The organism is Klebsiella sp. JN_Kp121 (genome assembly GCF_040062145.1).
Taxonomy (GTDB): Bacteria; Pseudomonadota; Gammaproteobacteria; order Enterobacterales; family Enterobacteriaceae; genus Klebsiella; species Klebsiella aerogenes.
Map to the genome: position 1 here is coordinate 1 of NZ_JBEAHX010000026.1, position 15390 is coordinate 15390.

Annotated in this window: 11 protein-coding genes; 4 read left to right on the forward strand and 7 right to left on the reverse strand. The window is 55.8% G+C overall.

The features are described from left to right. Positions 1–308: 308 nt before the first annotated feature. The 4 genes from phoH to efeU form a co-directional block, all read right to left on the reverse strand. Complete coding sequence (gene phoH / locus ABLU86_RS17735; RefSeq protein WP_015367231.1) at positions 309–1097, reverse strand: phosphate starvation-inducible protein PhoH; 789 nt, start codon at positions 1095–1097, stop codon at positions 309–311. A 510-nt stretch (positions 1098–1607) separates the two neighbouring features. Then, the gene (efeB, locus tag ABLU86_RS17740; RefSeq protein ID WP_046883751.1) at positions 1608–2891 is read right to left on the reverse strand and encodes an iron uptake transporter deferrochelatase/peroxidase subunit; all 1284 of its coding nucleotides are present in this window, start codon (positions 2889–2891) and stop codon (positions 1608–1610) included. Positions 2892–2895: 4 nt separating this feature from the next. Next, on the reverse strand, positions 2896–4023 hold the full coding sequence (gene efeO, locus ABLU86_RS17745) for an iron uptake system protein EfeO (RefSeq protein WP_015704996.1): 1128 nt from the start codon (positions 4021–4023) through the stop codon (positions 2896–2898). Positions 4024–4076: 53 nt separating this feature from the next. Continuing rightward, positions 4077–4907, reverse strand: coding sequence for an iron uptake transporter permease EfeU (efeU, locus tag ABLU86_RS17750; RefSeq protein WP_015367234.1), 831 nt, complete (start codon positions 4905–4907; stop codon positions 4077–4079). A gap of 274 nt (positions 4908–5181) precedes the next feature. On the opposite strand from efeU, the gene ABLU86_RS17755 reads away from it, so the two are divergent. Beyond that, positions 5182–6366 carry a nucleoside transporter C-terminal domain-containing protein gene (locus ABLU86_RS17755; protein WP_032714255.1) on the forward strand — a complete coding sequence of 395 codons (1185 nt, stop codon included), beginning with the start codon at positions 5182–5184 and terminating at the stop codon, positions 6364–6366. Between the two features lie 33 nt (positions 6367–6399). Here the strand turns inward: ABLU86_RS17755 and ABLU86_RS17760 are convergent, their stop codons facing one another. Continuing rightward, the gene (locus tag ABLU86_RS17760) at positions 6400–6834 is read right to left on the reverse strand and encodes a DUF3574 domain-containing protein (RefSeq protein ID WP_048230771.1); all 435 of its coding nucleotides are present in this window, start codon (positions 6832–6834) and stop codon (positions 6400–6402) included. Between the two features lie 241 nt (positions 6835–7075). On the opposite strand from ABLU86_RS17760, the gene ABLU86_RS17765 reads away from it, so the two are divergent. Further along, positions 7076–8164 carry an AI-2E family transporter gene (locus ABLU86_RS17765; protein WP_072383011.1) on the forward strand — a complete coding sequence of 363 codons (1089 nt, stop codon included), beginning with the start codon at positions 7076–7078 and terminating at the stop codon, positions 8162–8164. Positions 8165–8260: 96 nt separating this feature from the next. Here the strand turns inward: ABLU86_RS17765 and putP are convergent, their stop codons facing one another. Continuing rightward, on the reverse strand, positions 8261–9769 hold the full coding sequence (gene putP / locus ABLU86_RS17770; RefSeq protein ID WP_015704992.1) for a sodium/proline symporter PutP: 1509 nt from the start codon (positions 9767–9769) through the stop codon (positions 8261–8263). 422 nt (positions 9770–10191) lie between these two features. Between putP and putA the strand changes: the two genes are divergently transcribed. Together putA and ABLU86_RS17780 are read left to right on the forward strand one after the other, a co-directional pair. Then, positions 10192–14154, forward strand: coding sequence for a trifunctional transcriptional regulator/proline dehydrogenase/L-glutamate gamma-semialdehyde dehydrogenase (gene putA, locus ABLU86_RS17775; protein ID WP_348796244.1), 3963 nt, complete (start codon positions 10192–10194; stop codon positions 14152–14154). A gap of 165 nt (positions 14155–14319) precedes the next feature. Further along, a complete protein-coding gene (locus ABLU86_RS17780; protein ID WP_032707747.1) occupies positions 14320–14715 on the forward strand; it encodes a lysozyme inhibitor LprI family protein in 396 nt (131 codons plus the stop codon). On the opposite strand, the gene rutR is transcribed toward ABLU86_RS17780, so the two are convergent. Continuing rightward, the gene (gene rutR, locus ABLU86_RS17785) at positions 14712–15350 is read right to left on the reverse strand and encodes an HTH-type transcriptional regulator RutR (RefSeq protein WP_015367241.1); all 639 of its coding nucleotides are present in this window, start codon (positions 15348–15350) and stop codon (positions 14712–14714) included. The two genes, ABLU86_RS17780 and rutR, sit on opposite strands and share 4 nt — an antisense overlap. Between the last annotated feature and the right edge of the window lie 40 nt (positions 15351–15390).

Below are 15390 nucleotides of genomic sequence, written 5' to 3' on the forward strand. Positions count from 1 at the left end.
CGACAACTGGCGCAGCCAGTTGGACAGACCGCGAACGCAGTAAGCGGGCTGCCCCACACGGGCGAGCGAAGCGAGTCAATCCCCCCCTCACCGCCATATTCGAGATAAGAGCTCGTACGAAAGTACGGGCTCTTTTCGCATCTAGCCCCTGTAAACCTCCCCGGGGTCGGCATAAATGCCTCGCCCGGGCTACCCATCCCACAGGCCACACCACCAGCCAGTAGCCCGTCCAGGCGCAGCGCCGCCGGGGAAATGCTGCAAAAACAACAAAGCCCGGGGCATCCCGGGCTTTGCACACTCACTAGCGTTTAGTAATAGGCTTTCAACGTTCGCTGGCAAAGCGTTGAACGCACGCAGTCATCGGTGGTAAAGCGCACGATGCCAATCATGTCGTCTTCTTCAAAACGCGACAGCGCGTCACTCAGGCCTGATTTTACGCCAGAGGGCAAATCACACTGGGTAATATCGCCGTTGACGATCACCGTGACGTTCTCCCCGAGGCGGGTCAAAAACATCTTCATTTGCGCCGCGGTCACGTTCTGGGCCTCGTCCAGAATCACCACCGCATTTTCAAAGGTGCGTCCGCGCATATAGGCGAACGGCGCGATTTCTACCTTGCCGATTTCCGGACGCAGGCAGTATTGCATAAAGGAAGCGCCCAACCGCTTCACCAGTACGTCATATACCGGTCGGAAATAAGGAGCGAATTTTTCGGCGATATCTCCCGGTAAGAAGCCGAGATCTTCGTCGGCCTGCAGAACGGGACGGGTAACAATAATTCTGTCCACATCCTTATGGATCAGGGCTTCAGCTGCTTTAGCCGCGCTGATCCAGGTCTTCCCGCACCCGGCTTCGCCGGTGGCGAAAATCAGCTGTTTATTGTCGATGGCATTCAAATAATGCGCCTGAGCTTCATTACGCGCTTCAATCGGCGAAAGATCGCGGCTATCCCGCGCCATGCCGATTGCTTCTACGCCACTCATTTGCACAAGCGATGTGACCGATTCTTCTTCACGTTGTTTATGGCTACGCGAATCCCGTCTCAGCACACGTTTTGCCTCACGACGAGCTTTGATCACTGCTTTTTGTCTTCCCATGGATAGCACCTTGCGTTGTTGGTTTACATCACGCGCGTCAAGAGCAACGCGATTATGCGCACGAACGATTGAGGTTTGGCTTCCTTGTAAGCCATTGCTTGCCGGTTGAATGGACAACGAGCCGCGGCTACGCGCACCGCGTACCCTGCCAGAGTTAGCCTGATTAATAGTGGAAGAGATTGGGGTTACAGAGTGAAAATCGCTGCCGGAAGCTGGGCCTCCGTGCTGGAAAGTACGGTATGTGGTTTTACGTTGTCCGCTACAGGACCTTACCATTCGCGATCTCCATAGTGAGCGACATCACTGCCGGGAACTACCGCGTATGTAATAAGTACATCAAAAAATATTCTTAATGCAACTTATTTTTTACATTGACGCAACAATGATTTCTCAATTTACTATAGAAAACTATCCGTCATTTGTATTACAGAAATATAACACATGGCAGGAAATATATTGAATCCGAGAAAAACAGCAGAAAACGCCCTGCCTTCGCCGGCAGGACGCGTATCAGGCTTGCAAAAGAGATTGTCCAAGATAATGCTGGTCGTTCATCACGCCGGGCAACACAAAGAAGTATCCACCACCAATCGGTTTAACGTACTCCTCCAGGGCCTCGCCGTTCAGCCGTTTCTGCACAGTCAGGAATCCCTTTTCCAGATCGTGCTGATAGCAAACGAACAATAACCCCATATCCAGTTGTCCGGAGTTGGTGACCCCCAACGAATAGCTGTAACCGCGGCGCATCATCAGGCTGGATTGCGTCTCAGGCGTACGCGGGTTCGCAAGACGAATATGGCTATCAAGGGCGATCACTTCACCATTCGGATCGCGACTATAATCCGGAACATCATGTTCATGTTTCATCCCCAACGGCGCGCCAGAATGTTTATCGCGACCAAAAATCGTCTGCTGCTCTTTCAGCGGCGTACGATCCCAGAACTCAACGTGGAACTGAATGATACGTGCTGCCTGGTAACTGCCGCCGATCGCCCAGGCCGGTTCGCCTTGGTCGGCAGTAACCCACACCACGTTATCCATTAGCGCTTTATCCTGGCTCGACGGGTTAGCGGTACCGTCTTTAAAGCCCAGCAGGTTAATTGGCGTCTCTTTGCCTTTGCTACGGGCCGCGCTATCAGAAATAAACCCTTCCCGCTTCCAGCGCACGCTCAGCAGATCGGGCGTGTGCTTGATAATGTCACGTAGTGCGTGAATCACCGTATCCTGGGTATTGGCGCAAATCTGCAGTAGCAGATCGCCATGGCACAGTGCAGCATCCAGCGAATCATTCGGGAAACGCGTCATTGCCTGCAGTTTTTTAGGCGCTTTGTCCGCTAATCCAAAGCGCTCATCGAACAGCGAATGGCCGACTGAGACGGTGATAGTCAGGTTATCCGGCGCAATCCACGGCCCTAAAATCCCGGAATCCATCGGCGGCAATCGGGGATTCGGGGTATCCGGTGCCGGACCGCCTGCGGTTAAAAAGGCGATCCGCTGAGTCAGCAAGCGGAACAGGCGTTCGAGGTCAGCTTTATCCGCCGCCAGCACATCAAACGCCACCAGCATCATCGAGGCCTGCTGTGGCGTCAGGATGCCCGCCTGATGCGGGCCATAAAATGGCTGTTTTTCCTGACGCGCATCGGGTGCGAGCGTGCCGGGGGAGCTTTCCGCTTTCGCCGCCTGCACCATCGGGCAACCGCCGCTGATGGCCAGCGCGCCGCCAAGCGCGCCGATCCCCTTCAGTAAGCGGCGACGTGACGGTTCATTCACGTCGCGAGGTTTCTGTTGTGTCATCGAATTAATCCAGGCCCAAAATTCCGCGTAGTTGAGCCAGATCTTCTGCCAGCGTCGTGATCGGCCCTTTCAGCGCATTACGGTCAGCGGTGGTAAGTTTGTCATAGGTCTCGAAACCGTCTTTCGTGCGGTATTTAGCAAGGATGACATCAACTTTTTTGAAGTTGGCGTCAACTTTGGCCAGCAGCGCGCTATTATCCTTTTGCAGCTGCGGGCGCAGCAGGTCGACGATTTTCTGTGCGCCGTCGATATTGGCCTGGAAATCCCACAGGTCGGTATGGCTATAGCGATCTTCTTCACCGCTAATTTTGCTGGCCGCCACTTCTTCAATCAGCCCCGCCGCGCCGCCTACCACTTTCGACGGCGGGAAGGCCAGCTCGCTAATGCGTTTTTGCAGTTCCAGCACATCGCTGTTCAACTGTTCAGCATAGTTTTCCATCCCTTTAACGCTGTTATCGCCAAACAGCGCTTTTTCCAGACGGTGAAAGCCGGTAAATTTCGGATCTTCGGCTTTTTTCTCGAAATCGTCTTCACGGGCGTCAATGCTGCCGTCGAGGTCAGAGAACAGTTCCGCAATCGGTTCGATGCGCTCGTAGTGCTGACGGGTCGGGGCATACAGCGCCTTCGCTTTCTCGATATCGCCAGCTTTTACCGCATCGGTAAAGGCTTTAGTACCGCTAACCAGCTGCGTGGTTTCCGCGGTGACGTAGGCTTTATACGCAGTAATCGCCTCGCCAAGACTTAGCACCGCATCGGCTTTCGCCGCATCTTTGCTGGTTTCACCGGTGACAATCAGCTTTCCTTTCGGATTAGTCAGCAGGCCACAGGTCATATCGTATTCGCCCGGCTGTAGGTTAGCCGTCAATTTTTGCGTGAATCCCGGCGCGATATTTTCACGCTCCTCGACCACCATTACGCCTTTCAGGATCTCCCACTCCAGCGCTTTCTGGCTGTGGTTCTGAATGATGAACTGGGTTTTACCCGCCTTCACCGTCACATTCATCGGTTCGCACTGCTTGTCGTTGACGGTAACTTTTACTTGCGGAATATCCGCAGCCTGAGCGTAGCATGCGGAACTGAACAGCGCGGCGACGGTTAACTGCAGCGCAGTACGGCGAAATTGAATTATCATGGCCATCCCTTTCGAAAAGTATGTTGTAACTATATTAATCAGCGGCGCCTGAATTACGCGGCCCGCGATGCTGTCGTTTTGCTGCCCGGCGGCAAGGCAAAACACACCAGTGCCGGGATCAAATAGAGAAGATAAACCGCCACTTCGCTGACGGTGGGCGTCTCCTGATAACCAAAGATGCCTTCCAGCAGCGTGCCGAACAGCGTATGCGTCGATACCACGTTGCTAAGATCAAAGGCGACATTCTGGAAATAATTCCACAGTCCCGCCTCATGGAAGGCGCGAATCGCCCCGGCTGCCAGACCGGCCGCCACCAGCAGGATAAACAGACTGGTCCATTTGAAGAACACGCCGAGATTAAGGCGGACACCGCCCCAGTAAAGCAGGAAGCCTAATACCACCGCCGTCGCCAGGCCGAGCATCGCCCCCAGCGGCGGCCAGATGCCCACATCCTGCTGGAATGCCGCCAGCAGGAAAAAAACCGACTCCAGGCCTTCGCGGGCAACCGCAAAAAACACCATCATCACCAGCGCCCAGCCGTGGTTATTCCCGCGCTGCAGCGCGTTATCCACCGCCTGCTCCAGCTGTTGTTTGACGTTGCGCGACACTTTACGCATCCAGAACACCATCCAGGTGAGAATAAATACCGCTATCACCGCCACGATGCCTTCAAACAGCTCCTGCTCGCGCTGCGGAAATTCTCCGGTGGTCTCGTTGATAAAAACCCCTAACCCGAGACAGAGCGCCGCCGCGAGGAATACGCCAATCCACATGACGCCGATCCAGTTGCCGCGCTGGGTTCGTTTTAAATAGCTGGCAATCAGGCTGACAATCAGCGCGGCTTCCAGCCCTTCGCGTAACATGATGAGAAATGGAACAAACATGCCGAAACCCTTAAATGTGAACCGCAGTCAACGGATGCAAAGATAGGTAAATATTTCTGATAGTGATTATCATTACAACAATGAGAAACACAAGCGAAATGTTCAGGGAATGATGACTAGTTGTAAATTAATCGCTACAAAATAGTCACTTGCGAAAATACCTCACCAACTAAGCATTAAAATGGCAAATAGCATGATTTTTTATGCCACATATTTACCGGGCCGGAGCGCTGTGGCTAAATGGCGGTCCTGATTTATCTGCGAAATAAATAACATGACTCAAATTTTGCACTTCCTGCTGGCGCTGGCGGTTATTCTCGCCCTCGCCTGGCTTGCCAGCTATGACCGACAAAAAATCCGCATTCGCTACATTCTGCAGTTAATTATTATTGAAATCGCCCTGGCTTTCTTTTTCCTTCACGCTGAAAGCGGTTTATGGGTAGTGAAAAATATTTCTGGATTTTTTGCTTCGTTACTCGGGTTCGCCGCTGAAGGGACCAATTTCGTATTTGGCGGGATGGGTGAAAAAGGGCTGGCCTTTATTTTCCTCGGCGTACTGTGTCCGATTGTCTTTATTTCCGCGCTGATAGGTATTCTGCAACACTGGCGTATTCTGCCGATCTTTATTCGTCTGATCGGCACCCTGCTGTCGAAGGTGAACGGCATGGGCAAGCTGGAATCATTCAATGCCGTCAGCTCGCTGATCCTCGGCCAGTCGGAAAACTTTATTGCTTACAAAGGCGTACTCGGGGACCTCTCCTCACGTCGCCTGTTCACGATGGCAGCAACAGCCATGTCAACGGTATCACTGTCGATCGTCGGCGCGTATATGACCATGCTTGATGCGAAATACGTGGTAGCGGCGTTGATTCTTAATATGTTCAGCACCTTTATTGTGCTGTCGATTATTAATCCTACGCGCCCCGGTAGCGAAGCAGAAATAAAGCTAGAGAAGATGCATGAATCGCAGAGCTTCTTTGAAATGCTGGGCGAATATATCCTGGCAGGCTTTAAGGTGGCGATGATTATTCTGGCGATGCTAATCGGCTTTATCGCCCTGATTAGCGCCGTTAATGCGTTATTTGCGACCGTTTTCGGCTTAAGCTTCCAGCAAATCCTCGGTTACGTATTTTATCCGCTGGCGTGGCTGGTGGGTATTCCATTAAGCGACGCGCTAAATGCCGGTAGTATTATGGCTACCAAGCTGGTTGCCAATGAATTCGTGGCGATGATCGAGCTGCAGAAAATTGCCGCCAGCATGACGCCGCGCGGGCTAGGGATCCTTTCCGTGTTCCTCGTCTCGTTTGCCAACTTCGCCTCCATTGGCATTATTGCCGGGGCGATTAAAGGGCTTAACGAGCAGCAAGGCAATACCGTTTCCCGCTTCGGCCTGCGTCTGGTCTATGGCGCGACGCTGGTGAGCCTGCTGTCCGCCAGTTTTGCCGGGCTGGTGCTGTAACTCATCGGGCGGGGGAGCTCCCCGCCCTGCGTTTCAGAAGTGTACGCAGACCGGCTGATCAACGCGCATAACGGACTCCTGGGCAAAGCGCGTCTTATACGTATTACGCAACGCTTCAATCCCCTGCTCGCTTTTCGCATCGTTGCTATGAATAAGCATTAGCGCCTTGCTGGATTCGCGGGCGACTGCGCCATTGTTGCCTAGCCACTGGCCGCGGGCGTCAAATACCGTCAGGCCATCGCGAAAACGCGGCGTCACATCGCGGTCGACAAACTGCTGCCATTCCTGAGCGGTAATATCTTTTCCCGCCGGGCGGCTAAGGCCGAAATAGAGGGTGGTTTGCATCATCCTGTTATCCGCCTGACAGCCGTTATTATCAACGTGCGCGGCGCTTTTCTCGGATGGCGCCACGCATCCTGCCAATAGTGCGGCAACGATCAGCACCGCAGCGCCCTGGGGTAATTTCATTTGCTATCCTCATTGTTTTTTGTACACAGATATCAGCGTATTTTCAGTGAATTAGCAAGAGATGCGCGAACATGACTCTCTGGCGATACGGCAGATTTTCTTTTGTTCTACACTGATAAACACAGCCTGGGCGAAATTCTTTTTTAAATTATTTCCTGCGTTTTTTATTTCAAAGACTTCTCTATAGTTGAGCGTTTTTAACTGGCCTGGCGGCCGCGTAAAATAACAACTGGAATAATTCATGATAGAAAATAATGAGTTAGCTAATATTGAGAAAAGAATTGTCACCCGCTTTCTCGATATGTTTATTAAGTTCGGCTTGATACTGGCGCTGGCCTCCTTCTGCTTTACCGTCTTCTCGCCGTTCCTGAACATGATGCTATGGGCGCTGATCCTGGCCGTCACCCTCTACCCTTTACATCAACACATCGCGCGACGTATCGGCGGGCGACAGGGGCTGGCATCAACCATATTGGTATTATTCGGCCTGCTGATCATCGTCATACCGACCATTTTCATGGTGACCTCGCTTGGCGAAAGCGCCGGTAGCCTGATTGATAAGGTCAGCGGAAGCGATCTGACGCTGCCGCCGCCTTCGGCTAACGTCGCCTCTATTCCCCTCGTCGGCGGTAAGCTGTATGCGTTCTGGCTGAAGGCCTCGGCGGACCTGCCGGCGGTACTGAGCAGTTATCACACGCAAATTGGCGAGGCGGCGAAACTGATGCTCGGCGTGCTGGCGAGTATGGGCGGTGGGCTGCTGGGCTTTGTCCTCTCCTTTATTGTTGCCGGCGCCATCATGACCTGGGGCGCGGCGGGCGCCAGCAGCGCTAAACGTATCGCTATCCGTATCACTGATGAAAATAAAGGTCTTGCTCTGAGCCGCCTGTGCACCGGCACTATTCGCGCCGTGGCGCAGGGGGTCATTGGCGTGGCGCTGATTCAGGCCTTGCTGACGGGAATTATTATTGCGTTGGCGGGGATCCCGGCCGCCGGGATCTTCTTTGTGCTGGCGCTGGTGCTCGGCATCGCGCAGATTCCGGTAATACTAGTCACCGCCCCGGCGATTGCCATTATGTGGATGACCGGCGACCACGGCACCGCGGTGAATGTCGTGTTTACCGTCCTGCTGATTGTCGCGGGAATGGTCGATAACGTCCTCAAACCGCTGATGCTGGGCCGCGGCGTAGACGCGCCGATGCCGATCGTTCTGCTCGGCGCGTTGGGCGGCATGGCCACCGATGGCATTCTCGGGATGTTTATTGGCGCGACCCTGCTCTCCATCGGGTATCTGATCTTCATGAACTGGGTAAACGAAGGCGCGGCGAAGTAACCGCCTTACCGCCAGTAGCTTTCCGCCGGGCCGTACAGGCAGCGAAAAAAAACGGCTCCCTTATGGGAGCCGTTGCGGTTTCTGGCGCTCGCTACTTTATTCAGCGGTGGCGCGTACCGGCGGCGCAGAGTGGTAATGCGCGTCCGCTTCAGCAAAACGCTGCTGCATGGCCGCCGATGGCGCCTTGCCCAGCAGGCTGAAGACCACAATCCCGATACTGCCGAACAGGAAGCCAGGGATGATTTCATACAGTCCCAGCCAGCCGAACTGTTTCCAGACGATAACCGTGACCGCGCCAATGATCATCCCGGCCAGCGCGCCGTTACGGGTCATACGCGACCACATCACCGAGAACAGCACTACCGGACCAAAGGCGGCGCCAAAGCCTGCCCATGCGTAGCTGACCAGACCCAGTACGCGGTTTTCCGGGTTAGCGGCCAGCGCAATTGCAATCAGCGCCACCACCAGCACCATAAAGCGGCCGATCCAGACCAACTCTTTCTGACCGGCGTTTTTACGCAGGAAGGCTTTATACAGATCTTCGGTAATAGCGCTGGAGCAGACCAGCAGCTGGCAGCTCAGGGTCGACATGACCGCCGCCAGAATGGCCGACAGCAGGATCCCGGCAATCCACGGGTTAAACAGGATTTGCGCCAGCTCGATGAATACCCGTTCGGCGTTCTGATTAACCGCGCCCGCCAGGCTCGGGTTGTTATTAAAGTAGGCGATACCGAAGAAACCGACCGATACCGCGCCCGCCAGACAGAGGATCATCCAGGTCATACTAATACGACGGGCATGAACGATACTGTGGTGCGAATCCGCCGCCATAAAGCGCGCCAGAATATGCGGCTGACCGAAATAACCCAGACCCCAACCCATCAGCGAAATAATCGCCACGAAGTTCAGTCCCTTAAGCATGTCGATATTTTCGATGCTTTTTTGCTTAATCACCTCCAGCGAATCGCCGAAACCGCCGACCGAGATAATCACCATCACCGGCGTTAAAATCAGCGCGAAGATCATCAGGCTGGCCTGCACGGTATCGGTCCAGCTCACCGCCAGGAAACCGCCCACGAAGGTATAAACGATCGTCGCGGCGGCGCCGGCCCACAGCGCGGTTTCATAGCTCATACCGAAAGTGCTTTCGAACAGACGCGCGCCGGCAACAATCCCGGAAGCACAATAAATAGTGAAAAACAGCAGGATAACCAGCGCGGAGATAATACGCAGCACGCGGCTTTTATCTTCGAAACGACCGGTAAAATAGTCCGGCAGCGTCAGGGCATTGTTGTTGACTTCGGTATGCACGCGCAGACGCCCGGCCACCAGTTTCCAGTTAATCCACGCCCCCAGCGTCAGGCCGATGGCGATCCAGCTTTCGGAAATCCCGGAGAGGAAAATTGCTCCCGGAAGCCCCATCAGCAGCCAGCCGCTCATATCCGATGCACCGGCAGAGAGCGCGGTAACAAACGGCCCGAGGCTACGCCCGCCGAGAATATAATCATCAAAGTTCTTGGTTGAGCGCCAGGCAATAAAACCTATCAGTACCATGCCAAAAATATAAACAATAAACGTCACCAACATGGGTGTGCTAATAGCCATGCAAATCTCCAGAATTTATTTCGACAACGTCCAACTTTGTCGTTTTAGCCACTACCGGAACGGGGTAATGGCGTATTGGTTGTATTGGGCGAGCGTATCCTGACGGATGCGTCGGTATTTCACAAACGATTTAACACAGCATTTACACGAAAGTTGTCTCAGGAAAAATAGCAATTTTCTATAGGTTGCACTCCCTCACGTTTTTACGGGTTGCACCTGAAAAAACTGTTAAGCAACGCAGATAAATACGTTATTTGAATGAGGCTATTTATTGGAAATTCTTATCAAGACTATTAACAATTCATTCATTTCTCAGCTTGCTAGCCAGGTCACAATTAACAAGGTTGCACAAAGTTGCAACATAGGTGATATTTCTACGCAACCAATAAAAGGGCATTACATAGCTAACAGGAGTTCCCGCAATGGGCACCACTACCATGGGTGTAAAACTTGACGACGCCACGCGCGAACGCATTAAGTCCGCCGCGAGCCGTATTGACCGCACGCCGCACTGGCTGATTAAACAAGCCATTTTCAACTATCTGGAAAAGCTGGAAAACGACGAGACGCTGCCGGAACTGCCGGCGCTCCTCTCCGGCGCCGCCAATGAAAGTGATGAAGCCGGCGCTCCGGCGGATGAGCCATATCAGCCGTTCCTCGAATTCGCCGAACAAATTCTGCCGCAGTCGGTCAGCCGCGCGGCGATCACCGCGGCCTGGCGTCGCCCGGAAACCGATGCGGTACCGATGTTGCTGGAGCAGGCCCGTCTGCCGCAGCCGTTAGGCGAACAGGCGCACAAGCTGGCCTACCAGCTGGCGGAAAAACTGCGCAACCAGAAAACCGCCAGCGGCCGCGCCGGCATGGTGCAAAGCCTGCTGCAGGAGTTCTCGCTTTCCTCACAGGAAGGCGTGGCGCTGATGTGCCTGGCCGAAGCGCTGCTGCGTATTCCGGATAAAGCCACCCGCGACGCGCTAATCCGCGACAAAATCAGCAACGGCAACTGGCAATCGCATATCGGCCGCAGCCCATCGCTGTTCGTCAATGCCGCCACCTGGGGACTGTTGTTTACCGGGAAACTGGTGTCGACGCATAACGAGACCAGCCTCTCCCGCTCGCTGAACCGCATTATTGGCAAGAGCGGCGAACCGCTGATCCGCAAAGGCGTCGATATGGCGATGCGCCTGATGGGCGAGCAGTTCGTCACCGGAGAAACCATCGCCGAAGCGCTGGCTAACGCCCGCAAGCTGGAAGAGAAAGGGTTCCGTTACTCCTACGATATGCTTGGCGAAGCCGCGCTGACCGCCGCCGATGCGCAGGCCTATATGATCTCTTATCAGCAGGCGATCCACGCCATCGGCAAAGCCTCTAACGGCCGCGGCATTTATGAAGGGCCGGGGATCTCGATTAAACTTTCCGCGCTGCACCCGCGCTACAGCCGCGCGCAGTATGATCGGGTCATGGAAGAGCTCTATCCGCGGCTGAAATCGCTGACGCTGCTGGCGCGCCAGTACGACATCGGTATTAACATCGACGCCGAAGAGGCCGATCGTCTGGAGATCTCCCTCGATCTGCTGGAAAAACTGTGCTTCGAACCGGAGCTGGCCGGCTGGAACGGAATCGGCTTTGTTATTCAGGCCTACCAGAAACGCTGCCCGTTTGTGATTGATTCGCTGATCGACATGGCGACCCGCAGCCGCCGTCGCCTGATGATCCGCCTGGTGAAAGGCGCCTATTGGGATAGCGAAATCAAACGCGCGCAGATGGAAGGCCTCGAAGGCTATCCGGTTTATACCCGTAAGGTCTACACCGACGTTTCTTATCTCGCCTGCGCCAAGAAGCTGCTGGCGGTACCGAACCTGATTTATCCGCAGTTTGCCACCCATAACGCCCATACGCTGGCGGCTATCTACCAGTTGGCGGGGCAAAACTACTATCCTGGCCAGTATGAGTTCCAGTGCCTGCACGGCATGGGCGAACCGCTGTATGAGCAGGTCGTGGGCAAAGTCGCCGACGGCAAACTAAACCGTCCGTGCCGTATCTACGCGCCGGTCGGTACCCATGAAACGCTGCTGGCGTATCTGGTGCGTCGTCTGTTGGAAAACGGCGCCAATACCTCCTTCGTTAACCGTATCGCGGATAATACCCTGCCGCTGGATGAACTGGTGGCCGATCCGGTCAGCGCGGTAGAAAAACTGGCGCAGCAGGAAGGCCAGGCCGGCTTGCCGCATCCGAAAATTCCACTACCGCGCGATCTCTACGGTCACGGCCGCAGCAACTCCGCCGGTCTGGATCTGGCTAACGAACATCGTCTGGCCTCCCTCTCCTCTTCGCTGCTTAACAGCGCGCTGCACAAGTGGCAGGCGCTACCGATGCTGGAGCAGCCGGTGGCCGAAGGCGAAATGCAGCCGGTCATCAACCCGGCGGAACCGAAAGATATCGTCGGCTACGTCCGCGAAGCCAGCGATGCCGAAGTGCAGCTGGCGCTGACCAGCGCTATCAATAACGCGCCAATTTGGTTCGCCACCCCGCCGCAGGAACGCGCCGCCATTCTTGAGCGCGCCGCCGTGTTAATGGAAAGCCAGATGCCGACGCTGATGGGGATCCTGGTGCGCGAAGCTGGCAAAACCTTCAGCAACGCCATTGCTGAAGTGCGCGAAGCGGTCGACTTCCTGCACTATTATGCCGGTCAGGTGCGCGACGATTTCGATAATGAAACCCACCGTCCATTGGGCCCGGTCGTCTGTATCAGCCCGTGGAACTTCCCGCTGGCGATCTTCACCGGCCAGATTGCCGCGGCGCTGGCGGCAGGCAACAGCGTGCTGGCCAAACCGGCCGAGCAGACGCCGCTTATCGCCGCGCAAGGCGTAGCGATTCTGCTGGAAGCCGGCGTACCGCCGGGGGTGATTCAACTGCTACCGGGCCGCGGGGAAACCGTCGGCGCCGCGCTAACCTCAGATGAACGCGTTCGCGGCGTAATGTTTACCGGTTCGACCGAAGTAGCGACGCTGCTGCAGCGCAACATCGCTAACCGCCTTGATGCGCAGGGCCGTCCGACGCCGCTTATCGCGGAAACCGGCGGCATGAACGCGATGATCGTCGACTCGTCGGCGCTCACCGAGCAGGTGGTGATCGACGTACTGGCCTCGGCTTTCGACAGCGCCGGCCAGCGCTGTTCCGCCCTGCGCGTGCTTTGCCTGCAGGAAGAAGTCGCCGACCATACGTTAACCATGCTGCGCGGCGCGATGAGCGAATGCCGGATGGGGAATCCGGGTCGTCTGACCACCGATATCGGCCCGGTAATCGACGCGGAAGCCAAAGAGAATATCGAGCGCCATATTCAGGCGCTGCGCGCGAAAGGCCGTAATGTCTTCCAGGCGGTACGTGAAAATAGCGAAGATGCCCGCGAATGGAATCACGGTACGTTCGTGGCGCCAACGCTTATCGAACTCGAGAGCTTCGACGAACTGAAAAAAGAGGTCTTCGGCCCGGTTCTGCACGTAGTGCGCTATAACCGTAACGAACTGGATAAGCTGGTCGAGCAGATTAACGCCTCCGGCTACGGTCTGACCCTCGGCGTGCATACCCGCATCGACGAAACCATCGCTCAGGTCACCGGCAGCGCGAAAGTCGGCAACCTGTACGTCAACCGCAATATGGTTGGCGCGGTAGTCGGCGTACAGCCGTTCGGCGGCGAAGGGTTATCGGGCACCGGCCCGAAAGCTGGCGGCCCGCTGTATCTGTATCGTCTGCTCTCCAGTCGCCCGCAGGACGCGGTCGGCGTCACTTTCGCCCGCCAGGATGCGGAGCGTCCGCTGGACGCCCAGTTGAAAACGCTGCTGGAAAAACCGCTGCAGGCGCTGCAGCAGTGGGCGGCTGGCCGTCCTGAACTGCAGGCGCTGTGTCAGCAATACAGCGATCTGGCGCAAAGCGGCACCCAACGTCTGCTGCCAGGGCCAACCGGCGAGCGCAATACCCTGACGCTGATGCCGCGCGAGCGCGTATTGTGCGTGGCGGATAACGAGCAGGACGCGCTGATTCAACTGGCTGCGGCAATGGCGGTTGGCTGTGAAGTGCTGTGGCCGGATAGCGCCCTGCAGCGCGAACTGGCGAAGAAACTGCCGCGTGAGGTCAGTGAGCGCATTCATTTTGCGAAAGCGGATCAGTTGACCAGCCAGGCTTTCGACGCGGTCATTTATCACGGTGATTCCGATCAGTTGCGCGAGCTGTGTGAGCAGGTGGCGGCGCGCGACGGGGCGATTGTATCGGTGCAGGGCTTTGCCCGCGGTGAAACCAATCTGCTGCTGGAGCGCCTGTATATCGAGCGTTCGCTGAGCGTCAACACCGCCGCGGCAGGCGGTAACGCCAGCCTGATGACCATCGGCTAAAACGGGCTCCCCGGTGGCGCTACGCTTACCGGGGCTACATAACCCCGCCAAAGGGTAGCCCGGCCGCCATCCGGGAAATCTACGGCGCGTTCAACTAATGACAGCCGACCACAGCTGTGCTAATTAAGGCTCCCGGACGGGAGCTTTTTTTATGGGAGTAGAACGATGAAACGCACTTTAATTGCCGCCGCTGCCCTATTGGCCAGCGGCGCGGCGTGGGCGGATGACTGTAGCAACGCCAACACGCAAACCGAAATGAATCAGTGCGCCGCCGCGCAATATCAGGCGGCCGATAAAAAGCTGAATGAGACCTGGCAACAGGCGCTGAAACGCGCCTCCGGCCAACAGCTGGAATTGCTGAAAAAAGCCCAGCAGGCGTGGATTTCCCTGCGTGACGCCGACTGCGCGTTTCTCGCTTCCGGCGCGGAAGGCGGCAGTATGCAACCGATGCTGATAAGCCAGTGCATGACCGATAAGAGCGTCGAGCGCGAGGCCTTCCTCGCCTCGCTACTTCAGTGCGAAGACGGCGACCAAAACTGCCCGCTGCCGCCAGCTAATTAACGTACGCGGATCCCTTCGATAATCATCCGCTGCACGTTATCCACGGTTTGCTGGAAAAACAACTCATCCTGCAGCGTTGCGCCGGTTACCGCCTCCACCTGAGTGGCGAAATCGGCGTAATGCTGTGTTGTCGCCCAGATCATAAAGATAAGGTGCTGCGGATCGACCGCCGCCAGCTTGCCGCTATCAATCCATGACGAGATTATCGCCGACTTTTCATCTATCAACGCCTTCAGATCGCCGGTCAGTTCGCCCATCAGCAACGGCGCCCCCTGCAGCATCTCCAGACAGAACAGCCTGGAAGCCTGAGGATGATCGCGCGATACCTCAAGCTTGAGGCGAATATATTCGCGGATCGCCACCAGCGGGCTGATATCTTCGCGAAATGCCCGCAGCGGCGCCAGCCAGATAGCGAGGATCCGCTGCAGTACGGCAACGTACAGCGCCTCTTTTGATGGGTAGTAATAGAGTAAATTGGTTTTCGATACGCCGGCCAGTTCAGCGACCTGCTCCAGCCGCGTACCGTGAATGCCGAACTGCGAGAAGGTCTCCAGCGCAGCGGCCAGAATGGCCTCTTTTTTGGCGCTCACCGCCTGTGAACGCTTGCCGGTTTTTTTCACGGCGCCCTGTGCCATACGTCTTCTCCTTCAGTAGTCGTCTTCAGCATAGCAAAAG

What these genes read in the sequence shown, in the direction of transcription:
- phoH (WP_015367231.1), bottom strand. Translation starts at nt 1,097, where the DNA reads ATGGGAAGACAAAAAGCAGTGATCAAAGCTCGTCGTGAGGCAAAACGT.
- efeB (WP_046883751.1), bottom strand. Translation starts at nt 2,891, where the DNA reads ATGACACAACAGAAACCTCGCGACGTGAATGAACCGTCACGTCGCCGC.
- efeO (WP_015704996.1), bottom strand. Translation starts at nt 4,023, where the DNA reads ATGATAATTCAATTTCGCCGTACTGCGCTGCAGTTAACCGTCGCCGCG.
- efeU (WP_015367234.1), bottom strand. Translation starts at nt 4,907, where the DNA reads ATGTTTGTTCCATTTCTCATCATGTTACGCGAAGGGCTGGAAGCCGCG.
- ABLU86_RS17755 (WP_032714255.1), top strand. Translation starts at nt 5,182, where the DNA reads ATGACTCAAATTTTGCACTTCCTGCTGGCGCTGGCGGTTATTCTCGCC.
- ABLU86_RS17760 (WP_048230771.1), bottom strand. Translation starts at nt 6,834, where the DNA reads ATGAAATTACCCCAGGGCGCTGCGGTGCTGATCGTTGCCGCACTATTG.
- ABLU86_RS17765 (WP_072383011.1), top strand. Translation starts at nt 7,076, where the DNA reads ATGATAGAAAATAATGAGTTAGCTAATATTGAGAAAAGAATTGTCACC.
- putP (WP_015704992.1), bottom strand. Translation starts at nt 9,769, where the DNA reads ATGGCTATTAGCACACCCATGTTGGTGACGTTTATTGTTTATATTTTT.
- putA (WP_348796244.1), top strand. Translation starts at nt 10,192, where the DNA reads ATGGGCACCACTACCATGGGTGTAAAACTTGACGACGCCACGCGCGAA.
- ABLU86_RS17780 (WP_032707747.1), top strand. Translation starts at nt 14,320, where the DNA reads ATGAAACGCACTTTAATTGCCGCCGCTGCCCTATTGGCCAGCGGCGCG.
- rutR (WP_015367241.1), bottom strand. Translation starts at nt 15,350, where the DNA reads ATGGCACAGGGCGCCGTGAAAAAAACCGGCAAGCGTTCACAGGCGGTG.